The organism is Sphingomonas sp. Sphisp66, from assembly GCF_047324325.1.
In the GTDB taxonomy this organism is placed as follows: Bacteria; Pseudomonadota; Alphaproteobacteria; order Sphingomonadales; family Sphingomonadaceae; genus Sphingomonas.
In genome coordinates, this window is record NZ_CP168508.1 from 2,954,382 (window position 1) to 2,974,975 (window position 20,594).

21 protein-coding genes are annotated in these 20,594 nt (G+C 67.8%); 15 read left to right on the plus strand and 6 right to left on the minus strand.

Annotation, left to right across the window (positions count from 1 at the left end):
• Positions 1 to 26 precede the first annotated feature (26 nt).
• The 3 genes from ACEN8G_RS13690 to flhB are packed head-to-tail and all read left to right on the plus strand — an operon-like array spanning position 27 to position 2,100.
• A complete protein-coding gene (locus ACEN8G_RS13690; RefSeq protein ID WP_413415100.1) occupies positions 27 to 275 on the plus strand; it encodes a flagellar biosynthetic protein FliQ in 249 nt (82 codons plus the stop codon).
• Positions 272 to 1,030: a flagellar biosynthetic protein FliR gene (fliR, locus tag ACEN8G_RS13695; protein ID WP_413415101.1), complete on the plus strand. Its 759-nt coding sequence runs from the start codon at positions 272 to 274 to the stop codon at positions 1,028 to 1,030. The genes ACEN8G_RS13690 and fliR overlap by 4 nt, the downstream gene beginning before the upstream one ends.
• Entirely contained in the window at positions 1,030 to 2,100 is a 1,071-nt protein-coding gene (gene flhB, locus ACEN8G_RS13700; RefSeq protein ID WP_413415103.1) for a flagellar biosynthesis protein FlhB, read from the plus strand. Before fliR ends, flhB begins: the two co-directional genes overlap by 1 nt.
• 31 nt (positions 2,101 to 2,131) lie before the next feature.
• Here flhB and ACEN8G_RS13705 read toward each other — a convergent pair whose 3' ends face one another.
• From ACEN8G_RS13705 to ACEN8G_RS13715, 3 genes are all read right to left on the minus strand, one after another.
• Positions 2,132 to 3,433 carry an OmpP1/FadL family transporter gene (locus ACEN8G_RS13705; protein ID WP_413415104.1) on the minus strand — a complete coding sequence of 434 codons (1,302 nt, stop codon included), beginning with the start codon at positions 3,431 to 3,433 and terminating at the stop codon, positions 2,132 to 2,134.
• 55 nt (positions 3,434 to 3,488) lie between these two features.
• Positions 3,489 to 3,902 (minus strand): DUF2147 domain-containing protein, encoded by a 414-nt coding sequence (locus tag ACEN8G_RS13710; RefSeq protein ID WP_413415105.1) that lies wholly within the window; start codon positions 3,900 to 3,902, stop codon positions 3,489 to 3,491.
• A gap of 185 nt (positions 3,903 to 4,087) precedes the next feature.
• Positions 4,088 to 4,510, minus strand: coding sequence for a flagellar assembly protein FliX (locus ACEN8G_RS13715; protein WP_413415106.1), 423 nt, complete (start codon positions 4,508 to 4,510; stop codon positions 4,088 to 4,090).
• 101 nt (positions 4,511 to 4,611) lie between these two features.
• Between ACEN8G_RS13715 and ACEN8G_RS13720 the strand changes: the two genes are divergently transcribed.
• The 3 genes from ACEN8G_RS13720 to ACEN8G_RS13730 are packed head-to-tail and all read left to right on the plus strand — an operon-like array spanning position 4,612 to position 6,421.
• The gene (locus ACEN8G_RS13720; RefSeq protein ID WP_307120206.1) at positions 4,612 to 5,694 is read left to right on the plus strand and encodes a flagellar basal body P-ring protein FlgI; all 1,083 of its coding nucleotides are present in this window, start codon (positions 4,612 to 4,614) and stop codon (positions 5,692 to 5,694) included.
• A complete protein-coding gene (locus ACEN8G_RS13725) occupies positions 5,694 to 5,996 on the plus strand; it encodes a rod-binding protein (protein ID WP_413415107.1) in 303 nt (100 codons plus the stop codon). The genes ACEN8G_RS13720 and ACEN8G_RS13725 overlap by 1 nt, the downstream gene beginning before the upstream one ends.
• Entirely contained in the window at positions 5,996 to 6,421 is a 426-nt protein-coding gene (locus ACEN8G_RS13730; RefSeq protein WP_307120205.1) for a flagellar protein FlgN, read from the plus strand. Before ACEN8G_RS13725 ends, ACEN8G_RS13730 begins: the two co-directional genes overlap by 1 nt.
• Before the next feature lie 525 nt (positions 6,422 to 6,946).
• On the opposite strand, the gene ACEN8G_RS13735 is transcribed toward ACEN8G_RS13730, so the two are convergent.
• The gene (locus tag ACEN8G_RS13735; protein WP_413417291.1) at positions 6,947 to 7,351 is read right to left on the minus strand and encodes a flagellar basal body protein; all 405 of its coding nucleotides are present in this window, start codon (positions 7,349 to 7,351) and stop codon (positions 6,947 to 6,949) included.
• A 3-nt stretch (positions 7,352 to 7,354) separates the two neighbouring features.
• Entirely contained in the window at positions 7,355 to 10,081 is a 2,727-nt protein-coding gene (locus tag ACEN8G_RS13740; RefSeq protein WP_413417293.1) for a hypothetical protein, read from the minus strand.
• Between the two features lie 159 nt (positions 10,082 to 10,240).
• Here ACEN8G_RS13740 and ACEN8G_RS13745 point away from each other — a divergent pair, with 159 nt between their 5' ends.
• From ACEN8G_RS13745 to ACEN8G_RS13785, 9 genes are all read left to right on the plus strand, one after another.
• Positions 10,241 to 11,275, plus strand: coding sequence for a flagellar motor switch protein FliG (locus ACEN8G_RS13745; RefSeq protein WP_413417295.1), 1,035 nt, complete (start codon positions 10,241 to 10,243; stop codon positions 11,273 to 11,275).
• Between the two features lie 12 nt (positions 11,276 to 11,287).
• Entirely contained in the window at positions 11,288 to 11,950 is a 663-nt protein-coding gene (locus tag ACEN8G_RS13750) for a flagellar assembly protein FliH (protein WP_413417297.1), read from the plus strand.
• A gap of 232 nt (positions 11,951 to 12,182) precedes the next feature.
• Complete coding sequence (gene fliF, locus ACEN8G_RS13755; RefSeq protein WP_413417299.1) at positions 12,183 to 13,787, plus strand: flagellar basal-body MS-ring/collar protein FliF; 1,605 nt, start codon at positions 12,183 to 12,185, stop codon at positions 13,785 to 13,787.
• 10 nt (positions 13,788 to 13,797) lie between these two features.
• Positions 13,798 to 14,148 carry a flagellar motor switch protein FliN gene (gene fliN, locus ACEN8G_RS13760; RefSeq protein ID WP_307120199.1) on the plus strand — a complete coding sequence of 117 codons (351 nt, stop codon included), beginning with the start codon at positions 13,798 to 13,800 and terminating at the stop codon, positions 14,146 to 14,148.
• 2 nt (positions 14,149 to 14,150) lie between these two features.
• On the plus strand, positions 14,151 to 15,488 hold the full coding sequence (locus tag ACEN8G_RS13765) for a sigma-54-dependent transcriptional regulator (RefSeq protein ID WP_413417301.1): 1,338 nt from the start codon (positions 14,151 to 14,153) through the stop codon (positions 15,486 to 15,488).
• Complete coding sequence (locus ACEN8G_RS13770; protein ID WP_307120197.1) at positions 15,485 to 15,643, plus strand: hypothetical protein; 159 nt, start codon at positions 15,485 to 15,487, stop codon at positions 15,641 to 15,643. Before ACEN8G_RS13765 ends, ACEN8G_RS13770 begins: the two co-directional genes overlap by 4 nt.
• Positions 15,643 to 17,724 carry a flagellar biosynthesis protein FlhA gene (gene flhA, locus ACEN8G_RS13775; protein WP_413417303.1) on the plus strand — a complete coding sequence of 694 codons (2,082 nt, stop codon included), beginning with the start codon at positions 15,643 to 15,645 and terminating at the stop codon, positions 17,722 to 17,724. The genes ACEN8G_RS13770 and flhA overlap by 1 nt, the downstream gene beginning before the upstream one ends.
• 75 nt (positions 17,725 to 17,799) lie before the next feature.
• Positions 17,800 to 19,248 carry a flagellar hook-length control protein FliK gene (locus ACEN8G_RS13780; RefSeq protein ID WP_413417305.1) on the plus strand — a complete coding sequence of 483 codons (1,449 nt, stop codon included), beginning with the start codon at positions 17,800 to 17,802 and terminating at the stop codon, positions 19,246 to 19,248.
• Positions 19,249 to 19,260: 12 nt separating this feature from the next.
• The gene (locus ACEN8G_RS13785) at positions 19,261 to 19,980 is read left to right on the plus strand and encodes a flagellar hook assembly protein FlgD (RefSeq protein ID WP_413417307.1); all 720 of its coding nucleotides are present in this window, start codon (positions 19,261 to 19,263) and stop codon (positions 19,978 to 19,980) included.
• Positions 19,981 to 20,264: 284 nt separating this feature from the next.
• Here ACEN8G_RS13785 and ACEN8G_RS13790 read toward each other — a convergent pair whose 3' ends face one another.
• On the minus strand, positions 20,265 to 20,546 hold the full coding sequence (locus tag ACEN8G_RS13790) for a hypothetical protein (protein ID WP_413417309.1): 282 nt from the start codon (positions 20,544 to 20,546) through the stop codon (positions 20,265 to 20,267).
• Positions 20,547 to 20,594: the final 48 nt, after the last annotated feature.

A 20,594-nucleotide genomic window follows, 5' to 3' on the forward strand; every position in this document is an offset into this window, starting at 1 on the left:
TAGTCACGATGCTGCCGTCACAGGTCATGCAGTTGGCGCAGAGCGCGCTGATGCTGGTGCTCACCGTCGCGGGTCCGCTACTGCTGACCTCGCTGATCGTGGGCACCATCATCGGCCTGCTCCAGGCATTGACGCAGATCCAGGAAACCACGCTCACCTTCGTCCCCAAGCTGCTCGCCATGGGGCTGGTGCTGCTGCTGATGCTGCCGACGATCGGCGCGGCCCTGAACGATTTCATGACCAAGATCAGCAGCCTGATCGTGACCGGCGGATGACGCTTCCACCCGATCTCGCCCTGCAGGCCTCGGCCTTCTTCATCGTCTTCGCCCGTGTCGGCGCAGTGCTCATGCTGCTCCCCGTCTTCGGCGACGAGGCGATCCCCGGCCGGGTCCGGCTGCTGATCGCCTTCGGTCTGTCGGCGGCGATGTACGGCCTGGTCGGCGCCCCTGCCCGCGTGGCGGTGGAATCCGGCGCGGCGCTGCCCGCGGTGCTGGTCGCCGAGCTGATGACCGGACTGGCGATGGGCATGATCGTCAAGATCCTGTTCTTCGCGGTCTCGATGGCGGGTTCGGTGATCTCCACCCAGATCGGCCTGTCCTCCGCAGTGATCTTCGATCCCGCGCAGAGCGGCAGCGCGCCGATGCTCTCCAAGTTCGTCGCCATGGCGGCGGCCCTGGTCTGCATGGGCATGCAGGTCCACCATCTCTGGCTGGGCGCGATCGTCCACAGCTATCAGAGCTTCCCGGTCGGCGGCCTCCCCCCGGCGCACGACTTCGCGATGCTCGCGGTCGAGGCGATCACTCGCTCGATGACGCTTGGGCTCAGCCTGGCCGCGCCTTTGCTCATCTACGGCATCGTCTTCAACGTCGCGCTCGGCATCTCCGCCCGCGTCGCCCCGGCGATCCAGGTCTTCTTCATCGCCCAGCCGCTCAACCTGCTGCTCGGCATCAGCCTGGCCGCCGCCACGCTCGGCACCATGCTCACCTTCTTCGCCCGCGCGATGGGTGACGCGATGCAGGGAGGCTGGTGATGTCCGGCGACAGCGACCAGGAAGACAAGACACACGATCCTACAGACAAGAAGCTGGAGGATGCCCGCGCGAAGGGCGACGTGCCGATGGCCCCCGAGATGAAGCATGCCGCGATGTTCATCGCCATGCTCGTCGTGATGGGGGGCATGGGCGCCTATACGATGCAGCTGATGGGCAATCTGTTCGTCCGGCTATGGGGTAGCGCCGACGATTTCCGGATGGAGCCGACCGGCGCTGAGGACTTCGCGACCGGTGTGATGAGCGCGGTCGCCACTGCCCTGCTCCCGATCCTCGCCACCTTGTTCGGCATCGCGCTGCTCGGCGGCATCCTGCAGGGCCGGCCGATGCTCAGCTGGAGCCGGGTGAAGCCCAAATGGTCGAAGCTCAATCCGATGAGCGGCGCCAAGCGGCTGTTCGGCAAGCAGGCGATGGTCGAGTTCGCCAAGACGCTGGCCAAGCTCTGCCTGATCGGCGGCGTGGCGGCATATCTGGCATGGCCCCATGCCGCCACGGTGGATTCGATGGTGGGCGCCGACCTGCAGCAGGTGGGCAGCGCAACGCATGGCATCGTCTATTCGATGCTGCGCCCGATCGCGATGCTGGTGGGTGCGCTCGCCCTGTTCGACTTCGTCTGGCAGCGCCGCGCCTTCATGAAGCGGATGCGGATGAGCCTCCAGGAGATCAAGGACGAGCACAAGCAGAGCGAAGGCGATCCACACATCAAGGGCAAGATCCGCCAGATCCAGATGCAGCGCTCGCGCAACCGCATGATGCAGAACGTGCCCAAGGCGAGCGTGGTGATCACCAACCCGACCCACTATGCCGTCGCGCTGCAATATGATCACGGCCAGATGGCCGCACCGGTGGTGGTTGCGAAGGGTGTGGACGCGATCGCGCTCAAGATCCGCGAGATCGCGACCGACAACAACATCCCGCTCGTCGAGAACCGTCCCCTCGCCCGCGCCCTCTATGCCAGCGCCGACCTGGATCGCCCGATCCCGGTGGAGCATTATGCCGCGGTGGCCGAGGTGATCAGCTACGTCCTGAAGATCTCGAGGAAGCGCGCCTGAGCGCGACTTCCCCGCGATCCTTCAGACGATATCAGAACTTCAACCGCGCCCCGGCGGTGAGCACCACCGCGCTCGCATTGCGCAGTTCGCCATCGGTTAGGATCGGCGTCTGCGCCGCAGTGCCGGCATAGGCCGCCGTCACCCGGTCGATCGGCGCGTCGGCGAAGGTGACGTAGTTGGCGGCGACATCGAAGGCGAGCTTCTTGCTGGCCGCGTAGCTGCCGCCCAGGCCGAAGTTCCAGCGGTTCGAATCCGGCACGCGGGCGTCCCGCTCGCCGTCGCGGGTCGGGGTGAGCGCGCGCTGGACGCCGGCGCGGACCGTGAGCTTCGGGCTCAGCGCATAATCGAGGCCGCCGGCATAGCTCCAGCTGGTCCGATAATTCTCCGGGATCGCGGTGTTGAGCGGCACGCCGAGGCGGATCGCGTCGAACTTGTCCCAGCCATAGCGGACCACCTGCGCGTTGAGCGTGAGCTTGCTCGTCGCCGCGAAACGCACGGCGCCGATCGCCTGCGACGGCGTGAAGAAGCGCGCGGTCACGTTCGAAAGCTGGAGGTTCGAGCCGGCAAGCGGGCCGACCAGGCCAGTGATCGCGAGATCGCCCGTCAGGTTATGCTCGATCGAGGACTTGTAGCTCAGGCCGAGGGTGATCGGGCCGGTGTGAACCTGCGCGCCGGCGCTCCAGCCCGTGTCCCAACCCTTGCCCTTCAGTTCCTGATGCCCGTCGGGCAGCGTCGCCAGGACGTTGGGCAGCGCATTGCCGAGGCTCGCTTCGGTATATTCGACGTTGAGGCCGATGCCGAGACGCAGCCAGTCGGTCGGCGCGATCGCGACGGTCGGCTGGATGTCGATCGTGCGCAGCCGGGTCTTGTCGGCGCTGTAGCGCGCCCAGCTGTCGGCCGGATAGTCGGTGGTGAAGCTGAAGGGCGAGGTGACCGACACACCGAAGGCGATGCGATTGGTGATCGGAATGGCGATCGCGCCCGAGGGAAGCACGCCGTTGTTGATCGGATTGCGGGTGACGCCGTTGCCGCCGACCGGCGCGGCCGGCTGGCCCGGGCGGACGATCAGCGTGCCGTTGTCGACCACTTCGCCACGGGGCAGGATCAGCGATGCGGAGAGCGTCGCGTCCCCGTCCTCGATGCCGCCGATCGCGGCGGGGTTCCACCAGATCGAGGCGGAGCCGGTGTCGGCCGCCTCACCCGAAAAGGCGCGGCCGGCGCCGCGGGCGGACTGTTCCTGGAGGTAGAAGGCCTGGGCATGGGCAGCCTGGGAGAAGCCCGCAAGCGCGATCAGCGCGCTGCCGGTGGCGAGCGAAAACTTGATGGGGGACATGGGGTAATCCTTGTACGCGGTACTGAACTCGAACGCTGGAACTCGGAAACGCGTATTAACGCACGCGGGTCCAGGTCTGGGTACGACAGAAGGGCTTGAACACGCAGCCACGCAGATTGAGCTGGTCGTTGCCGGTCATGGTGATCTCGGCGCTGTAGGTCTTGCCGTCCTCGGCATTGTAGATCTTGCCGCCATACCAGCCGCCGCCCTGCAGCTTGAAGCCGGACAGGATCTGGAGGCCCATCAGCCGGCGGTTGCGCAGCTTGGTGTCGCTGTTCCGGCCATCGGCGAGATTGGGATTGGTGCGCAGCTTGTCCGATCCGACGATCTTGCCGCAGATCGACGCGCCGCAGCGCGAGATCTCGACGATACCGTTATGGACCGGGGTCTTCCAGCGGCCGACCACGGCGTCGCCGGACTGGGGTGCAGGGGCGACTGCGACAGCGAGCCCCAACAGCAAAGCCAACATAGGCATACTCTCCTCGAGGGGGTCTCCATGCCGCGCTCTTCCGGGCGGTCATGGGGGAAACGGTATCGCCCTTTCGAACGCGAAACCGCTGTCGCCTCCCTAGGTTCCAAAAACCGGGTATGCAATTACGTTCGGATTTGAAACGGAAAAGCCGAGGATGCCGTAACGGCAGGCAGGAGCCCGAATCAGGCCCGAAGATCGAGTTTGGCGAGCTCGACTCGGACGCGCACCTCGATGTCCGACAGGATCGAGGCCAGCACGGGGTCGTCGGAATGCTGGAAGGTCTCCGACCATTCGACGATCTCGCGCAGCCGCTCGGGGGCGACGACGCCTGCGACGAGCTCGCGGTGGAGGCCGTCGAGCATGTCGATGCCGCGCTGGGCGTCGACTGCCTGCTTGCGGCGACGCTCGATCGCAGGATCGGCGGCGGCGAGCGTGACGAGCATCGCGACCGAGGGATTGAGCGCCTGGGCGGCGCCGGTGCCCTGCGGCATGGGCGCAGGTGCAGCGAGCGCCTCGCCCTCCTTCACCGAGAAGCCGGACGCGACCTTGGGCAGCGCGGCCATCAGGCTACGCAGCAGGGGCGCTTGCAGGTTCTCGATACGCACGAAATCTCGTCCTCGGGCACTTTTTGCCTACCTCCATTCTATAAGAGAATTATCGGAAATTTTCCAGTTCCAGGGGTTATATGCTGCGCTTCGCCGCTCCCATGATCGCCCTGCTCCTGAGCATGGGGCTAGCGCCCTCGGCAATGGCCCAGACGCGGATCAAGGATGTGATCAATGTCGAGAACGTCCGCGACAACCAGCTCGTAGGCTATGGCCTCGTCGTCGGCCTGGCCGGCACGGGCGACCGGCTACGCAACACGCCGTTCACCGAAGAGTCGATGCAGGCGATGCTTGAGCGCATGGGCGTGAACATCCGTGGCACCGAGATGAAGACGCAGAACGTCGCGGCCGTCTCGATCACCGCGACGATGCCGCCCTTCTCGCGCTCCGGCTCGCGGATCGACGTCCAGGTCTCGGCGCTGGGCGACGCGACCAGCCTGCAGGGCGGGACGCTGATCGTCTCCTCGCTGCGCGGCCTCGACGGCGAGATCTACGCTGTCGCCCAGGGCAACGTCGCCGTTTCCGGGTTCAAGGCGCAGGGCGCGGCGGCCAATGTCAGCCGCGGCGTGACCACCTCGGCGCGCATCGCCGGCGGCGCGATCATCGAGCGCGAGGTTCCCTATTCGCTGCTCTCGGCCAACAGCCTGAAGCTCGCCCTCAAGAACCCCGACTTCGCCACCGCCGACCGCATCGCCGCGGCGATCAACGGCAGGTACCCCGGCAGCGCCACGGTGCTCGACCCGGCGACGGTGCAACTGACCCCGGGCCAGAACTTCGTCGGCAACGTGATCGACCTGGTCACCCGCATCGGCGAGCTGCAGATCAAGGTCGACCAGCCGGCCCGCGTGGTGATCAACGAAGCCTCGGGCACCGTCGTGATGAACGCCGATGTCCGCATCACCCCGGTGGCGATCGCCCAGGGCGGCCTGACCATCACGGTGACCGAGAGCCCGCAGGTCTCGCAGCCCGCGCCCTTCTCCAACGGCCAGACCACGGTGGTGCCGCGCACCAATGTGCAGGTCGATGACGGCAACGGCGCCAGCCTCGCCATGATCGACGGCGCCAGCCTGCAGACGCTGGTGAGCGGGCTCAACACGCTGGGCGTCAGCCCGCGCGACCTGATCACCATCCTTCAGGCGATCAAGACCGCCGGCGCCCTCCAGGCCGACATCGAGGTACAGTGATGCAGAACGTGACCAATGCGCCGGGGCCCCAGGTCCCGGCCACCACGAACAATCCCAAGCTCGACGCCAAGAACCGCGAGACCGCGAAGAATTTCGAGGCGGTGTTCCTCGGCCAGATGACCCAGATCATGCTCGAGAGCGTGCCGCAGGGCGAAGGCGAATTCTCCGGCGGCCATGGCGAGGAGATGTTCCGCGGCATCATGGCCGAGAAGCTCGGCGCCTCGATCGCCGACCGGGGCGGGATCGGCCTGGCGCCGGTCGTGCTCGACCAGATCATCAAGCTCCAGCAGGGTAACAAATAATGACCGAGCAGCTCATCGACGCGATGGTGTCCCTCACCCACATCATGGAGGAGGAAAGCGAGCAGCTGGCCAAGGCCCCCTATTTCCCCGAGCTTCCCGAGATCGCCGCGGTCAAGCTGCGCCTCACCGGCCGGATCGAGGCCGAGGTGGCGCGGATGAAGCGCGAGGCGCCGGACGACTGGGCCGAGCGGCTGGCCCCCGAGGCGCGCGAGCAGCTCGCCGAGGCGAGCCGCTGCCTGCGCGATGCCTCGAGCGTCAACGCCCAGATCCTCAAGCGCCAGATCGAGCTTTCGACCGAGATGATGGGCGCGATCGCCGCCGAGGCGCAGCGCCTGACCGGCACCCGCAACACCGTCTATGGCGCGTGCGGCGCCCTGGCGGCGAGCGAGGCCCCGGCCCCGATCTCGATCAACGCGCGGCTGTAAGCGGCGCCCAAAGTACACGAAGTACACGCCAAAGCGCGTTTCTCGCGGCTGGGGCTCGTCCTACGCCGTGGGGGATGCCGGCGCGGAAAATCACAAAGGCCCGGCACCCACGACAGCGTGGGGGTCGGGCTTTTTGTTTGGTTCTTGCGGGAGTTTGGGCGGGGGGATGTCCTATATTTCCTACCGGCCGAGGGGAGTCTCACCCGAGCTGCGCCCACATTTCCCCGGCGATGGCGGGGGCCCAGACTTGAAAGTCGCGCGCCTCTTGGCGCGTCTTCGCCGCGCACTGTTTAGTCTGGGCCCCCGCCGTCGCCGGGGAAAGAAAGGAGTAGCCCCAATCCGTCACCCCGGCCCTGTGCCGGGGTCCACCGTGAGGCAAGTGCAGACCGAGAAGCGATAGCGCGGCCTTCGCGGCACAGTGGATCCCGGCACAAGGCCGGGATGACGAAATAAAGACCGGCCCGCCAACAAGAAAGGCCCGCGATCGCTCGCGGGCCTTTTCGATTCCGACGTGGAAAGAAGCGGTTACTTCCCCACGGCGATCTTCAGCATGTTGATCTGCTTGCGGTAGAGGTTGGTCATCGCGGTGAAGTCCGCCTGGACCTGGCCGAGCTTGAGCAGCTGGTCTTCGAGCGTGACGTTGTTGCCGTCGGGCTTGGTCTCGCTGATGTCCTTGTCGAGCACGATGCCGGCGCCGGCCGGCTGGATCGCGCCCAGGCCCTTCATCCCCGCGGTCAGCTGGACGCGCGGCTTGGCGATCGAGATGCCGCCGCTGCTGCCGACCAGGTCGGAGAAATCTGCGTTCTCGACCGTGCGCGCCTTGAAGCCCGGCGTCTCGCTATTGGCGATGTTCTGGGCGATCACGCGCTGGCGATCGGAGAGATTGTCCATCTGGCGGCGGATGCCGGCGAGGATCGGGGGCATGTCCATGGATCAGAATCCGTAGCTGGAAGGAGTGGAGCTGTTCAGGCGATCGAGCGCCGCCTGGTAATTGGCGAGCTGGGCGTTCACGATCGCGGTGCTTTCGGTGCCCGTCGCGGAATTGCGCTTGGTGCCGTCGACGATCGTCGCCTTGCCATCGTCCCAGTAGAGCGAGCGATAGGCGGTCTGCGTCATCGAGATCGCATCCTTGATCTTGCCGAGCGCGACCTTGGCCATGTCGATATTGGCCAGGCTGAGCCCTTCGCCCAGATCGAGGCCGAAATTGCCGCCCGGGCGCACCTTGGGCGCACTGCTCGACACGGGCGCCGGGCTGGAGATGCGCTGCGGCTCGATACCGAGCTTGGCGAGCGCATCGGTATCGCCGCTGCCGGGAAGAAGCTGGAGCTCGTGCCCGGACTTCATCGTGATGCGCAACTGCTGGACGCCATCGACCACGGTGGCGGTGACGGTGCCCTTCGAGGCGCCGATATTACCCTGCAGGCGGGTGGCGATCGACTGGAGCGTATCGTCGGCAAGGATGGTGAACTTGCGGAGCGCCCCGTCATCGGCCTTGAACGAGAAGGTGTCGCCGGCCTTGAGCCCGGTCTGGGTGGTCACCTTGTTCGAGGCGATCGCGTTGATCGTGCCGCGGCCGAAGCCGAGCGCCGCGACGGCGCTGGCGCCGCCGGTATCCGCCGAGACGCGGACGGGCTCGGTGCGCAGTTGCGCCTGGCCGAACTGGCTGGTGTTCTCGACCGCTCCGGTGGTGGCGTCGATACGCGACACGAAGCCGTCGGTCGGGCCACGGCGGGTCGCCGCCAGGTCGCCGGTGGTGCGGCCGCCGGCATAGAGATCGCCGTTCATGAAGGCGATGCTGTCGACCTGGTCGTCGGCCGAGGAGCCGATATAGGTGGTGCTGGCGCCGGACAGATTGGCGTCGATCCGCGTGACGAAGCCATCGCGGCCGCCGCTGATCGCATTGGCCTGGCTGCCGGCAATCGCCGTCGAGGTCGCGCCGCCGACGCCGATCGTGCCGTCATCGGCCACGGCGAGCACGCGGGCATCGGCGGTGCCGAGGTTGAGGCTGCCGAGATCGGTGGCCAGCGAATTGCCGTCGAGCTTGCGCAGTTCCGCGGTGCCGTCATGCGAGACGAGCGCGAGGAGATTGCCGTCATTGTCGACCGCAAGAGCATTGACGCTGTCGCTGCCGGCACCGGTGATGGTGCGACGCTCGGCGATCTTGCCGCTGGTATCGATCTTCGCGATGAAGCCGTCGCTGCCGTTGGAGATGCGGCCGCCGACATAGATCGAACCGTCCGCGCCGACCGCGACCGCCTTGGCGGTGTCCGGCGTCGCGCCGGTCGAGCGGACCACGGTGGAGAATTTCTCGTCGCCGTTCGCGGCATATTTGGCGACGACCATGTCGCCATCGGTGGAGGCGCCGCCGAAGCTGCCGGTGACGGTGCCGGCGACGACGATGCTCCCATCGGGAGCGAGGCTTACCGCCGCGCCGGTCGAGGAGCCGGTGGCGCCCAGGCTGCGCTGCCACACGACATTGCCCGATCCGTCCACCTTGGTGAGGAACAGGTTGTTGTCGCCGTCCGACAGGTTCGCGCCAAGATCGCCCTTGGTGGTGCCGACGATATAGGAATTGCCCTGCGCGTCGGTGACGACCTGCGCGGCATCGGTATTGGCGTAGACGTTGCTCGTCTCGGTCTTGACCGTCTTCACCTTGCCATCGAGATCGGTCGTGGTCGTGGTGATCGTGGTCGTCTTCTTGGCCGCGACATTCTGCGCGGTCGCCTGGCGATCGAGCGCCTGGATCGTGCCCATCGCGGTGCGCGTGTTGGCACCGGTGGGATCATCGAAGCGGAAGAGCTGGGTCGAGCTGGGCGCATCGAGCGCGGTCTGGCCGGTCGCGACGACGATCGCGTCCTTGGCGTTGGTCTGGTCGAGCGTGACCTGCTCGAACCCCGTCGGGTTCGACAGGGTGAAGCCCCATTTGCCGTTCTCGTTGGTGACCTTGAAGCTCGCCTTCCAGCGCGGAACCTGATTGCCATTGGCGTCGAGCTGCGGCGTGCCGTCGGTATTGAGATTGGGGATCGCCTGGATCGCGGCGTTGAACTGCGCGGCGACCGAGTCCAGCGTCGGCGGCTGGGTGCCCTGCGACAGATCGACGGTCACCGTCTGCGCAGCGACGCCGGGCTTGCTCAGCGTGATGGAGAATTGCTCGCTGCCGGTGAGGCCCGGGACCGCTTCGGTGCGCGTCTTGACCAGACCCTTGCCCTCGGTCTCGAAGACGTTGGTCGCGACCAGCTTGTTCGACAATGCGGTCGAGGCGGGCTTGCCATAGGCGAGCGTCACTAGGTCCGACGGAGAGGTGCTCAGATAGGTCTGGAGATCGTCCATCCCCTTGAGGAAAGTCTTCTGGAGCGCGGCACGCTGCGCGTCCGACGTGGTCTTGGCGCCTGCCGTCTCGGCCAGCACGCGCAGCTTTTCGAGCGCCTGATAGGCAGTGAAGCTGGTCTGGACGTCCTTGGGCAACAGGCTGCCGCTGGCGTCGGTGGTCGAGGGCGTGATGATCGAGCGCAGCGCGGTGATCTTGGCGACCTGGCTGGCGTTGACCGGCAGCTCGTCGGTGGTCTTCCACGGCGCGACGGTGGCGGCGAGCGTGAACTGCGCCTTGGCTGCGCGCACGGCCTTGCTGTCATAGGGGATCGTCGACACCGCCGAGGTCATCGTCGAACTCGACCCCGTCAGAATACTTAACCCGATCAGACTACCCGACAAATTAACCGTCATCGCGCTCCGCCTCGCTTTGCTTGGTCCTATAATAGAGGGAAAGCCGCTCCCACCCGTGTGTGCGGGCGCAATTTTTTCGCGAGGGAAACGAAAAAAATGACGATGATGGCCCCGGTAGCCGAACCGCCCGAACTCAAGCGCTTCAGCGGCCCGCAGCGCGCCGCCGCCCTGATGCTCGCGCTGGGCAAGGAACATGGCGCACCGATCTGGGAACAGCTCTCCACCGACGAGGTGAAGGAATTGTCGTCGACCATCGCCGGGCTGGGCCGCATTCCGGCCCCGGTGGTGGAGCATCTCCTCGTCCAGTTCACCAGCGAGATCGCATCGATGTCGTCGATGCACGGCAGCTACGAGACCACCGAGCGCCTGCTCGCCGGCATACTGCCGAGCGAGAAGGTGAAGGAAATCATGGAGGACATCCGTGGTCCCTCGGGTCGCACCATGTGGGACAAGCTGTCCAACGTCAGCGAGACCGTGCTCGCCGGCGCGCTGAAGCACGAATATCCGCAGACCGTGGCGGTGATCCTCACCAAGCTGCGCCCCGACCATGCCGCGCGCGTGCTCGCCGAGCTGCCGCGCGAATTCTCGGTCGACGTGGTGATGCGCATGCTGCGCATGGAGACCGTGCAGAAGGACGTGATCAACCAGGTCGAGCAGACGCTGAAGAGCGAGTTCATGACCAACCTGTCGCGTTCGCAGAAGCGCGATCCGCATGAATCGATGGCCGAGCTGTTCAACTCGCTCGACCGCTCGACCGAGGAAGCGATGCTCAACGCGCTGGACAACAAGGCGCCGGAAAGCGCCGAGCGGATCCGCGCGCTGATGTTCACCTTCGAGGACCTGGGCAACCTGCTGCCACCGGCGATCGCCGCGATCGTCCGCAGCGCCGACAAGCGCCAGATGGCGCTGGCGCTGAAGGGCGCTCCGGAGAGCCTGAAGACCTTGTTCTTCGGTGCGATGACCGAGCGTGCGGCCAAGCTGCTGCGCGAGGACATGGCGGGCATGGGCCCGGTGCGTGCCCGCGATTGCGAGGAAGCCCAGTCGGCGCTGGTGCGCCTGGCCAAGGACCTGGCGGACCGCGGCGAGATCCTGCTCGTCGACCCCAAGTCCGACGACGCGATGATCATCTAAGGAACAGGCGCGATGAGCATGCATGCCCATGTGAATGTCGAGCGTTTCGGCTTCGATCGCATCTTCGCGGTGCCGCCGGGCAAAAGCGGGCCGATCGGTCCCGACGCCACGCTCGAGGTCGCGACGCTGCGCGCCGAGCTGGCGCTGCTGCGCAACGAGCAGGAGTCGGCGCTCGCGCTGGCCCGGGCCCAGGGCTATGAGGCCGGGCTCGCCCAGGCACGGGCCGAGCGCGAGGTCGCGCTGCTGAGCGCGGTCGATGCGCTGCAGGCGGGCATCGAGGGCATCGACGCGCAGTTCGGCAAAGTCTCCGAGCGGGTGACCGGCGAGGCCGCCGAAGTGGCGCTCGCCGCCGCCGAGCTGATCGCCGGCCGTGCGCTCGAAGTGGCGCCGGGCGCGGCGATCGACGAGGCGATCGGCCGGGCACTCGGCCAGGTCGCGCGCGGCACCGAGCTGCAGATCCGCGTCCATCCCGACCTGCTCGACGATATCGAGGGCCGCATCGCCGACCGCCAGTCGCGCGACCGCCGCAAGCTCAACCTGATCGTGGTGCCCGACGAGACCATCCCGGTGGGCGACGCCCGTATCGGCTGGGAGGAAGGCGGTCTGGCGCTGGATGTCGCGGCACGGCGCGAGGCGGTGCTGAGCGAGCTCGAGACGCTGCTGAAGGCGGCGTAAGCTTCACATTGCTTTCAACGTCATCCCCGCGAAGGCGGGGATCCAGAGCCAAGGGCGACACGGCCCGTAACCCTGGATCCCCGCCTTCGCGGGGATGACGATTCTGGGGAAAAGCGCATGGGGACAACCCACTAGGCAAAAATTTCCCCCGGCAAAAACTGCCGCCTCCCCCACCCCTCTATAATGATCGCAAGGGGCATCCGCCTCACCAGTTCTACCCAACGGGGCGACATTGGAAGCGATCAAAAACCTGGTGGGCCAGATCGGCCCCAAGCGGCTGATGCTGATGGGGGGAGTGGCGCTCGCGCTGCTCGCCGCCCTCGCCTTCGTCGCCACCCGCGGCTCGAACCCGAGCATGGGTTTCCTCTATACCGACCTCGACCCCTCGGCCGCCGCGGCGATCACCGAGAAGCTCAAGGCGCAGAATGTCGAGTTCCAGCTCTCGGCCGACGGCACCTCGATCATGGCGCCGCAGGACAAGCTGGCCGAGCTGCGCATGAGCATGGCCGGCGAGAAGCTGGGCGGCAAGATCGGCTATGAGGTGCTCGACGAGGAGCAGCCCTTCGGCGTCTCGGCCAGCCGCGCCAAGATGAACGAGACCCGCGCGGTCGAGGGCGAGCTGGCCAAGTCGATCCAGACGATCCAGAACGTCAGCGCCGCGCGCGTCCATATCGTGATGCCCGAGCGCGCGATGTTCGCCGAGGAGAGCCGCAAGGCCACCGCGGCGGTCACCGTCAAGACGCGCGGCCGCATCCCGAGCGAGACCGTCGCCTCGATCCGCTACCTCGTCTCCTCCTCGGTGCCCGAGCTTTCGCCCGATGCCGTCTCGGTCGTCGACCAGACCGGCGCGCTGCTCGCCCGGGCCGGCGACCCCAGCACGGCCAGCGCCGGCGATGCCGACCAGCGCCAGCAGGCGGTCGAAGGCAAGCTGCGCGACGAGATCGAATCGCTGCTCGAGCCGATCGTCGGCCAGGGCAAGGTCCGCGCCGAAGTCTCGGCCCAGATCGACCGCGACCAGTCGCGCGAGGAATCGAACGTCTTCGACCCCGACAAGCAGGTCATCTCGCGCCAGGTGAGCGTGGAGACCGGCGAGCAGAACCGCGAGACCGATGCCGGTCAGCAGACCGCCTCGGTCGGCAACCAGCTGCCCGCCGCGCAGACCGCCGCCGCAAACACGCCGGGCGCCTCGCGCCAGTCGGGCAGCAACCAGACCTCGGAAGACACGACCTACGACAACAGCTCGACCAAGACGGTCACCGTCCGCACCCCGGGCAAGGTGACCCGCCTCAGCGTCGCGGTGATGGTCGATGGCGGCGAGAAGGGCCTGCCCCAGCCGCAGATCGACCGCCTCCAGCGCCTGGTCGAGAACGCCGTGGGCGCCGATAGCGAGCGGGGCGACAGCGTCGTCGTCGAGAGCATGAAGTTCAACACCGGCGAGGCACCTGCCGACGCCACCACGAGCTTCCTCTCGTCGCTGCCGATGGACCGGATCTGGGGCCTGCTCCAGCTCGTCGTGATCGGCGTGGTCGGCCTGGTCGCCATCCGCATGCTGAAGCCGAAGGCCGTCCCCGCACTGGAAATGGCCGAAGCCGCCCCTGCCCTGCCGACGCACTCGCCCGAGATGCTCGCGCTCGCCGAGCGCGCCGCGGACGGCGACACCGAGGCGATGGCCCAGCTCGAGGCAATGACCCCCGACGTGCCGCAGCTCGATCAGGAGATCGCGCTCGCCCAGGTCGACGGCCGCATCAAACTCTCCGCGCTCAAGCGCATCGGGGACGCGATCTCCGCCAGCCCGCCCGAGGCGGCCTCGGTGATCCGTCAGTGGATGAACGCATAGGACTGTGACCATGGATATCGAACCCCACGACATCATCCCGACCGAAACCACCGCGGATCAGCCCGCGCCGGTGTTCGAGGATTTCGACATCAACCCGAGCGGCGAAGCCCCGCAGGGCACCGAGGGCCTCGAGGCCGTCCATGACGTGCCGGTGCGGGTGCAGGCAGTGCTGGGCCGGGCCCGCATGCCGATCGGCGAGCTGCTGCATTTGGGTGCCGGCACCGTGGTCGAGCTCGACCGCCGCGTCGGCGAGCCGGTGGACATCTTCGTCAACGACCGGCTGATCGCCCGCGGCGAAGTCGTCCTGATCGACAATGCCCTGGGCGTGACGCTCACCGAGATCGTGCGGGCCGAGCATTGAGCATGGGACCGATCCGGATGCTGCTGATCGGCGCGCCGGGCAGCGAATTTCGCCGCGCCGCCGAGCTGGCGCAGGGCGCCGGCGCCGAGGTCACCATGGCCGACGCGCCCGCCCCCGCGCTCGAGACGCTGCGCGAGCAGGGCGCTGACCTGGTGATGATCGACGTGCTGGAAGACGCCGTCGGCTTCCTGGGCGACCTGCGCCGCGAGCGCTTCGTCGTTCCCGTGCTGGCCTGCGGCATCTCCGCCCCGGCCGAGCGCGCGGTGGCGGCGATCCGTGCCGGCGCCCGTGACTATGTGCCCCTGCCCCCGCAGCGCGAGCTGATCGCCGCCGCCATCGCTTCGGTGGTCGAACGCCAGGCGCAGGTACGCATCGGCGGCCACCCGGTGCTCGAACGGGCCATGGCGCTGGGCGCCGCGGTCGCGCCGAGCCCCGCCCCGGTGCTCGTCACCGGCGGCAAGGGCAGCGGCAAGGAGATGATGGCGCGCGAGATCCACCGGCTCTCGGGCCGCGCGGACCCGCTCGTCTCGGTCGAGTGCGCCGGCGTCGCCGCCGACGTGCTGGAGTCCGAGCTGTTCGGGCACGAGGCGGATGCCTTTCCGGGCGCCGCCGCCCGCCGCGTCGGCCGCCTCGAAAGCGCCCGCACCGGCACGATCTTCCTGCGCGAAGTCGGCGCACTGGCACCGGCCACCCAGGCCCGGCTGCTCGCCGCGCTGATCGAGAAGCGCTTCCGCCGCCTCGGCGGCACCGAGGACGTGCCCTTCGAGGCGCGGCTGATCGCGTCGACCGGCATGGACCTGGAGCTGGCGGTGGAAGCCGGCAGCTTCCGCGAGGACCTGCTCGTCCGCCTGAGCCTGGCGCGCATCGAGGTGCCGCCGCTCACCGAGCATGGCGACGACATCGCCGCGCTGGCCGAGCATTTCGTCGCGCAGTTCGCCGAGGCCGACGGGCTTCCCGCCCGCCCGCTCTCGCCGGCCGCGATGGCGGTGCTGCGCGCCTATGGCTGGCCGGGCAACATCCGCGAGCTCAAGGAATGCATCCACCGCGCCGCACTGCTGGCGCGCGGGACCCGCATCGAAGCCGAGGACCTGACCCGCGCCGACGGCTCGCCCCTGGAAGCGATCGTGTCGCTGCCCGCGGCGGACGGCCGGATCGAAGTCGACAGCCTGATCGGCCGCACCGTGGAAGAGGTGGAGCGCGAGCTGATCCTCGGCACGCTGGAGCGCTGCCAGGGCAACCGCACCTCGGCCTCGAACATCCTGGGCATCTCGGTGCGCACGATGCGCAACAAGCTGCGCACCTTCATCGAAGGCGGCATCGCCGTGCCGCCCGCGGCATGAGCCCGCGTCCGCTCTTCGCCATCCAGAGCCTCCGCCTGCCCCAGGCGGAGGCTGACCTGCCGCAGGTGCTGCCCAGCGCAGCGCTCTGCCATCGCTTCACGCTCGGCCAGTCGCCCTCGGCGCCGGCCAAGGCTGTTTGGAAAGCTCGCCCCTGATGCCTCCCGTGATCATCAACTTCATGCAGAAGATCGGTGCGAACCGCGACATGGCGCTCGCGGTCGGTGTGATCGCGATCATCGCGATGCTCATCCTGCCGATCCCGGGCTGGCTGCTCGACCTGGGCCTGGCCCTGTCGATCACCGTGTCGGTGATGATCCTGATGACCGCACTGTTCATCGAGAAGCCGCTGGAGCTCAGCGCCTTCCCGACGATCCTGCTGGTCGCGACGATGCTGCGGCTGGGCCTCAACCTCGCCTCGACCCGCCTGATCCTGACCCACGGCCATGAGGGCCACAATGCGGCGGGCGGCGTGATCGGGGCCTTCGGCGAGTTCCTGATGGGCGGCGAGGTCATCATCGGCCTGACCATCTTCATCATCCTGATCGTCATCAACTTCGTCGTCATCACCAAGGGCGCCGGCCGTATCGCCGAAGTCGCCGCGCGCTTCAGCCTGGACTCGATGCCCGGCAAGCAGATGGCGATCGACGCCGACCTTTCGGCCGGCATGATCAACGAGGACCAGGCCAAGGCCCGCCGCGCCGAAGTGGAAGCCGAGAGCGGCTTCTACGGCTCGATGGACGGTGCCTCGAAGTTCGTGAAGGGCGACGCGATCGCCGGCCTGCTGATCACCGCGGTCAACATCGTCGTCGGCCTGACCATCGGCGTCGTCTCGCACGGCGTGCCGATCGGCGAGGCGTTCCACACCTATACCGTGCTGACCGCCGGCGACGGCCTGGTCAGCCAGATCCCGGCGCTGATCATCTCGATTGCCGCAGGCCTGCTCGTCTCCAAGGGCGGCGTGAAGGGCAAGACCGGCACCGCGCTGGGCGAGCAGATGGGCCGCTACCCGAAGGCGTTCGGGATGGTCTCGTTCCTGATGGGCGCGCTGGCGATCATGCCGGGCATGCCCTTCCTGCCCTTCGCCATCTTCTCGGCCGCCTCGGGCTTCGCCGCGTGGAAGATGAGCCGCAACGCCGCCGCCAAGGCCGCGATGGAGAAGCTCGTCGAGGCACAGGAGCAGGCCGCCACCGCCGTGGTCGAGCAGCCGATCTCGCAGACGCTGGCGATCGACGCCGTCCGCATCGAGATCGGCTATGCGCTGCTGCCGATGATCAACGAGGCCGAGCGCGAGCCGCGCCTCGACGACCAGGTACGCGCGCTGCGCCGCCAGATGGCGACCGATTTCGGCTTCGTCCTCCCCTCGGTCCGCATCATCGACAATATGGGCTTGAAGCCCAACGAGTATGTGATCACGATCAAGGAGACCGAGGCGGCGCGCGGCGAGATCCGCATCGACAAGCTGCTGATGATCAATCCGGGCGGCGGCCCGGCCGGCCTGCCCGGCGAGCCGACCACCGAGCCGGTCTTCGGCCTCCCCGCGCTGTGGATCGATCGCGAGCTGCGCGACGAGGCGGGCTTCCGCGGCCTGACCGTGGTCGAGTGCGGCACGATCATCACCACCCACCTGACCGAGCTGGTCAAGGAGAACATCGCCGACCTGCTCTCCTATACCGAGACGCAGAAGCTGCTCACCGAAGTCCACAAGGAATCGGAGAAGCTGGTCGCCGACATCGTCCCCAGCAAGGTTTCGGTCTCGAGCGTGCAGCGCATCCTGCAGAACCTGCTTTCGGAGAGCATCTCGATCCGCGACATCCCGACGATCCTGGAAGGGATCGCCGAGGCGGCGCCGCTGACCAGCAACCTGACCCAGATGACCGAGCATGTCCGCTCGCGCCTGGCCCGGCAGATCAGCGCATCGCAGGTGCGCGGCGAGGCGATCCCGGTCGTCACCCTGTCGCCCGAATGGGACATGGAGTTCGCCGAGAGCATCCTGGGCCAGGGCGACGACCGCCAGCTCGCCATGGCGCCCAGCTCGCTGCACAAGTTCATCCAGCATGTCCGCGAGACCTATGACCGGCTGGCGCAGGACGGCGAGATCCCCTGCATGCTGACCAGCCCGGCGATCCGCCCGTTCGTCCGCTCGATCATCGAGCGCGTGCGCCCGGCCACGGTGGTGCTGTCGCAGAACGAGATCCACGCCCGCGCCCGCATCCGTGCGCTGGGGACAATTGGATAGGGTCCCGACCCGGTTGGTCGCGACCGTCCTATAAGGAATAATGCGGGCCCAGACGCCCGCCCATGAGGCGCCTGAATGCAGATAAACAATATCGGGTTCGCTGGTCTGCTCGGCGCCGGGGGCGCCAACCCCGGCGATGCCGGCACCGGCTTCGCCCAGACGCTCGGGCTGATGCTCGGCGCACCGTCGCCCATGGGAACCCCGGCCAAGCTCGCCGTGCCCGCCACGGGCGCGACCCCGACGGCCGCCAATGACGCGCTTGCTCCGGCGACCTCGCTGAGCATGGCGCAGCTGCTCACCACTGCCGCCCCGGCCGCCATCGCGACGGCTCCGGCGACCGAGACCGCGACGGCAATGCCCGCGCCGGCCGCCGATGCGCTGCCCGAGACCCTCGTCCCGGCCGCACCGACGGCGCAGACACCGGTAGACGCATTGCCGGTCACGGCGGAAGAACCCGCCGCTGCCCTGCCCGCGACCCCGGACAAGCCGGTCGTCGCGACGCCGCCCTTCGAGGCCAAGCCCGCCAAGCCGGGCAAGCCCGCCGCAGCGGTGCAACCCGATCCCGCCACGCAGGGTACCCTGCCCTCCCCTGCCGAACCGGCAGCCGAGGTGAAGGCCGAAGCGCCGGCCGAGGAGCCCAAGGCCCCGGTCAAGCGCGGCCCGCGCCTCGCCGGCGACGACGCGGCATTGCCCCCGGCCGATACTGCGATGATCCCGGCCGATACGCCAGCCGTCGACATGGTCGCGGTCGCCGTTACCCAGGCGCCCGTGCAGCCCGAAGTCGCGGTGAAGCCGCAGCCTTCGACCACGCGCCAGTTCGGCGACGTCTCGACCGGTACGCGCAAGGCCGATGCCAAACTGGCTTCGGCCGACGCAAAGGGTGCTGAGCCCACCGTGAACGACAAGCTCGAGGCCGCGACCTCGGCGATCGCCGGCAAGTCCGGCCAGAAGAACGACAATGCCGCCGGCGACGAGCGCGGCCAGGCGCCGGCGTTCACGCTGCGCCAGGACTCCGCCGCCGTGCCGACGCCGACCCATCACGCCACCGAGGCCGCCCGCACCCAGGCCGCGCCTGCCGTGGCCGCGGCCGAGCCGGTGATCGCGGCGCGCCCGGGCCATCTCGGCCAGCAGATGGGCGTCGAGATCGCGCGCAAGGTGGAGGCCGGCGAAGATACGCTGCGCGTCCGCCTGAGCCCGGACAATCTCGGCAAGGTCGAAGTGACGCTGTCGTTCGACGACAGCGGCAAGATGCACGCCACGGTGCGCGCGGAGAGCCAGCACGCACTCGACCTGCTCCGCCAGGACGCGCCCGATCTCGGCCGCGCGCTCGACCAGGCGGGCATTCGCTCCGACGCGCAGAGCTTCCGCTTCGAGAGCCGCGGCGAAGGCAGCAACGCACAGGCCCAGCAGCAGCAGGGCCAGAACAATCGCGGCGGCCAATTCGCCGGCAATGACGAATCCGAAACCGCCCAGCCGGCCTATCGCGAAATCCGCGGTGACGGCCAGGTCGATCTCCTCGCCTAGGAGCGCTTCAGCATGACTACCGTCAATACGAACAACACCACCAACACGACGACGAACACGGCCAATCCGAACAGCACTGGCCTGAACGCCGACTTCACGATGTTCCTGAAGCTGCTGACCACGCAGATGCAGAACCAGGACCCGCTGAGCCCGATGGACACCAGCCAGTACACCCAGCAGCTGGTGCAGTATTCGCAGGTCGAGCAGTCGATGGCGCAGACCTCGACGCTGAAGGACATCCTGTCGACGCTCGGCACGCAGAACCTGACCCAGGCCTCGTCGCTGATCGGCCGCGCGGTGGAAGTGGACACGCCGGTCTCGGGCCTGAGCGACACCCAGGCCGCGCAGTGGAGCTGGACGACCCCGCGCACCGCCACCTCGGTCGTTGCCACGATCACCGATTCCTCGGGCAAGGTGGTCGATACCCGCACGGTGGAAGTGAAGGGCGACCAGGGCACGCTCGCCTGGGACGGCCTGACCTCGGACGGCAAGGAAATGCCCGCGGGCAAATATTCGCTGTCGATCAAGGCGCTCGACGCCTCGGGCACCGAGATCACCAACACCACGGTGCACAGCATCGGCGTGGTGAACGACGTGCAGCTCGCCAACGGCTCGGTCCTGGTGACGGTGAACGGCAACGAAGTGGACGCGAGCAAGCTGATCCGCGTCGGCGCCGCGCCCGCCACCGGCGGCACGGGCGGCACCGGCACCGACACGGGCACCGGCGCCTAGGGTTTTTCCGGAGGCGGTGGCGTTTGGGCCGCCCCTCCCCTCTTCCTATAATGAAAGAAGAGAGGCGGGCGGACGTATCAATCCCCTCGCGATCCGTCCGCCTCTCCACCGGCGCCCAGGCGCCCTGTTTTCCTTTCGCTTAAAAGAGACGGGCCGGTTCCTCCTCCACCGGCCCGTCTTTTTTTGTGCGCGCGAGACGCGCCGACCGGCGGGCGGCATCACGTCCGGGCAACCGAAAACGGGGCCCCGAAGGACCCCGTTCGCTGTTCCGGAAGATGGATGGTTCAGGCGTGCGCGGCGCGCAGGACCGGCTGGGTGGGCAGCTGGATGATCTGCACCGGTGCCAGCTCGAGATCGGCCTCGATCACTTCATAGGCGTCGAGCGCGCAGCCCGGCAGCGCCGCCGGCGCGGTGAGCATCGCGATGCACTCGGCGATCGACGGATCCTCGCGCGGGCCGATCGTGTCCAGCACGTCCGCCAGCGTCATCCCCGGCGCGGCCAGCGCGCGATCGGCAGCGGCCGCCCAGAGGGCACGAACATCTTCGACCTTGAGAGTGAGCGACACCGTGAAGCTACCCGAAGCTACGGAACCATACGCCATTTCACTTACGCC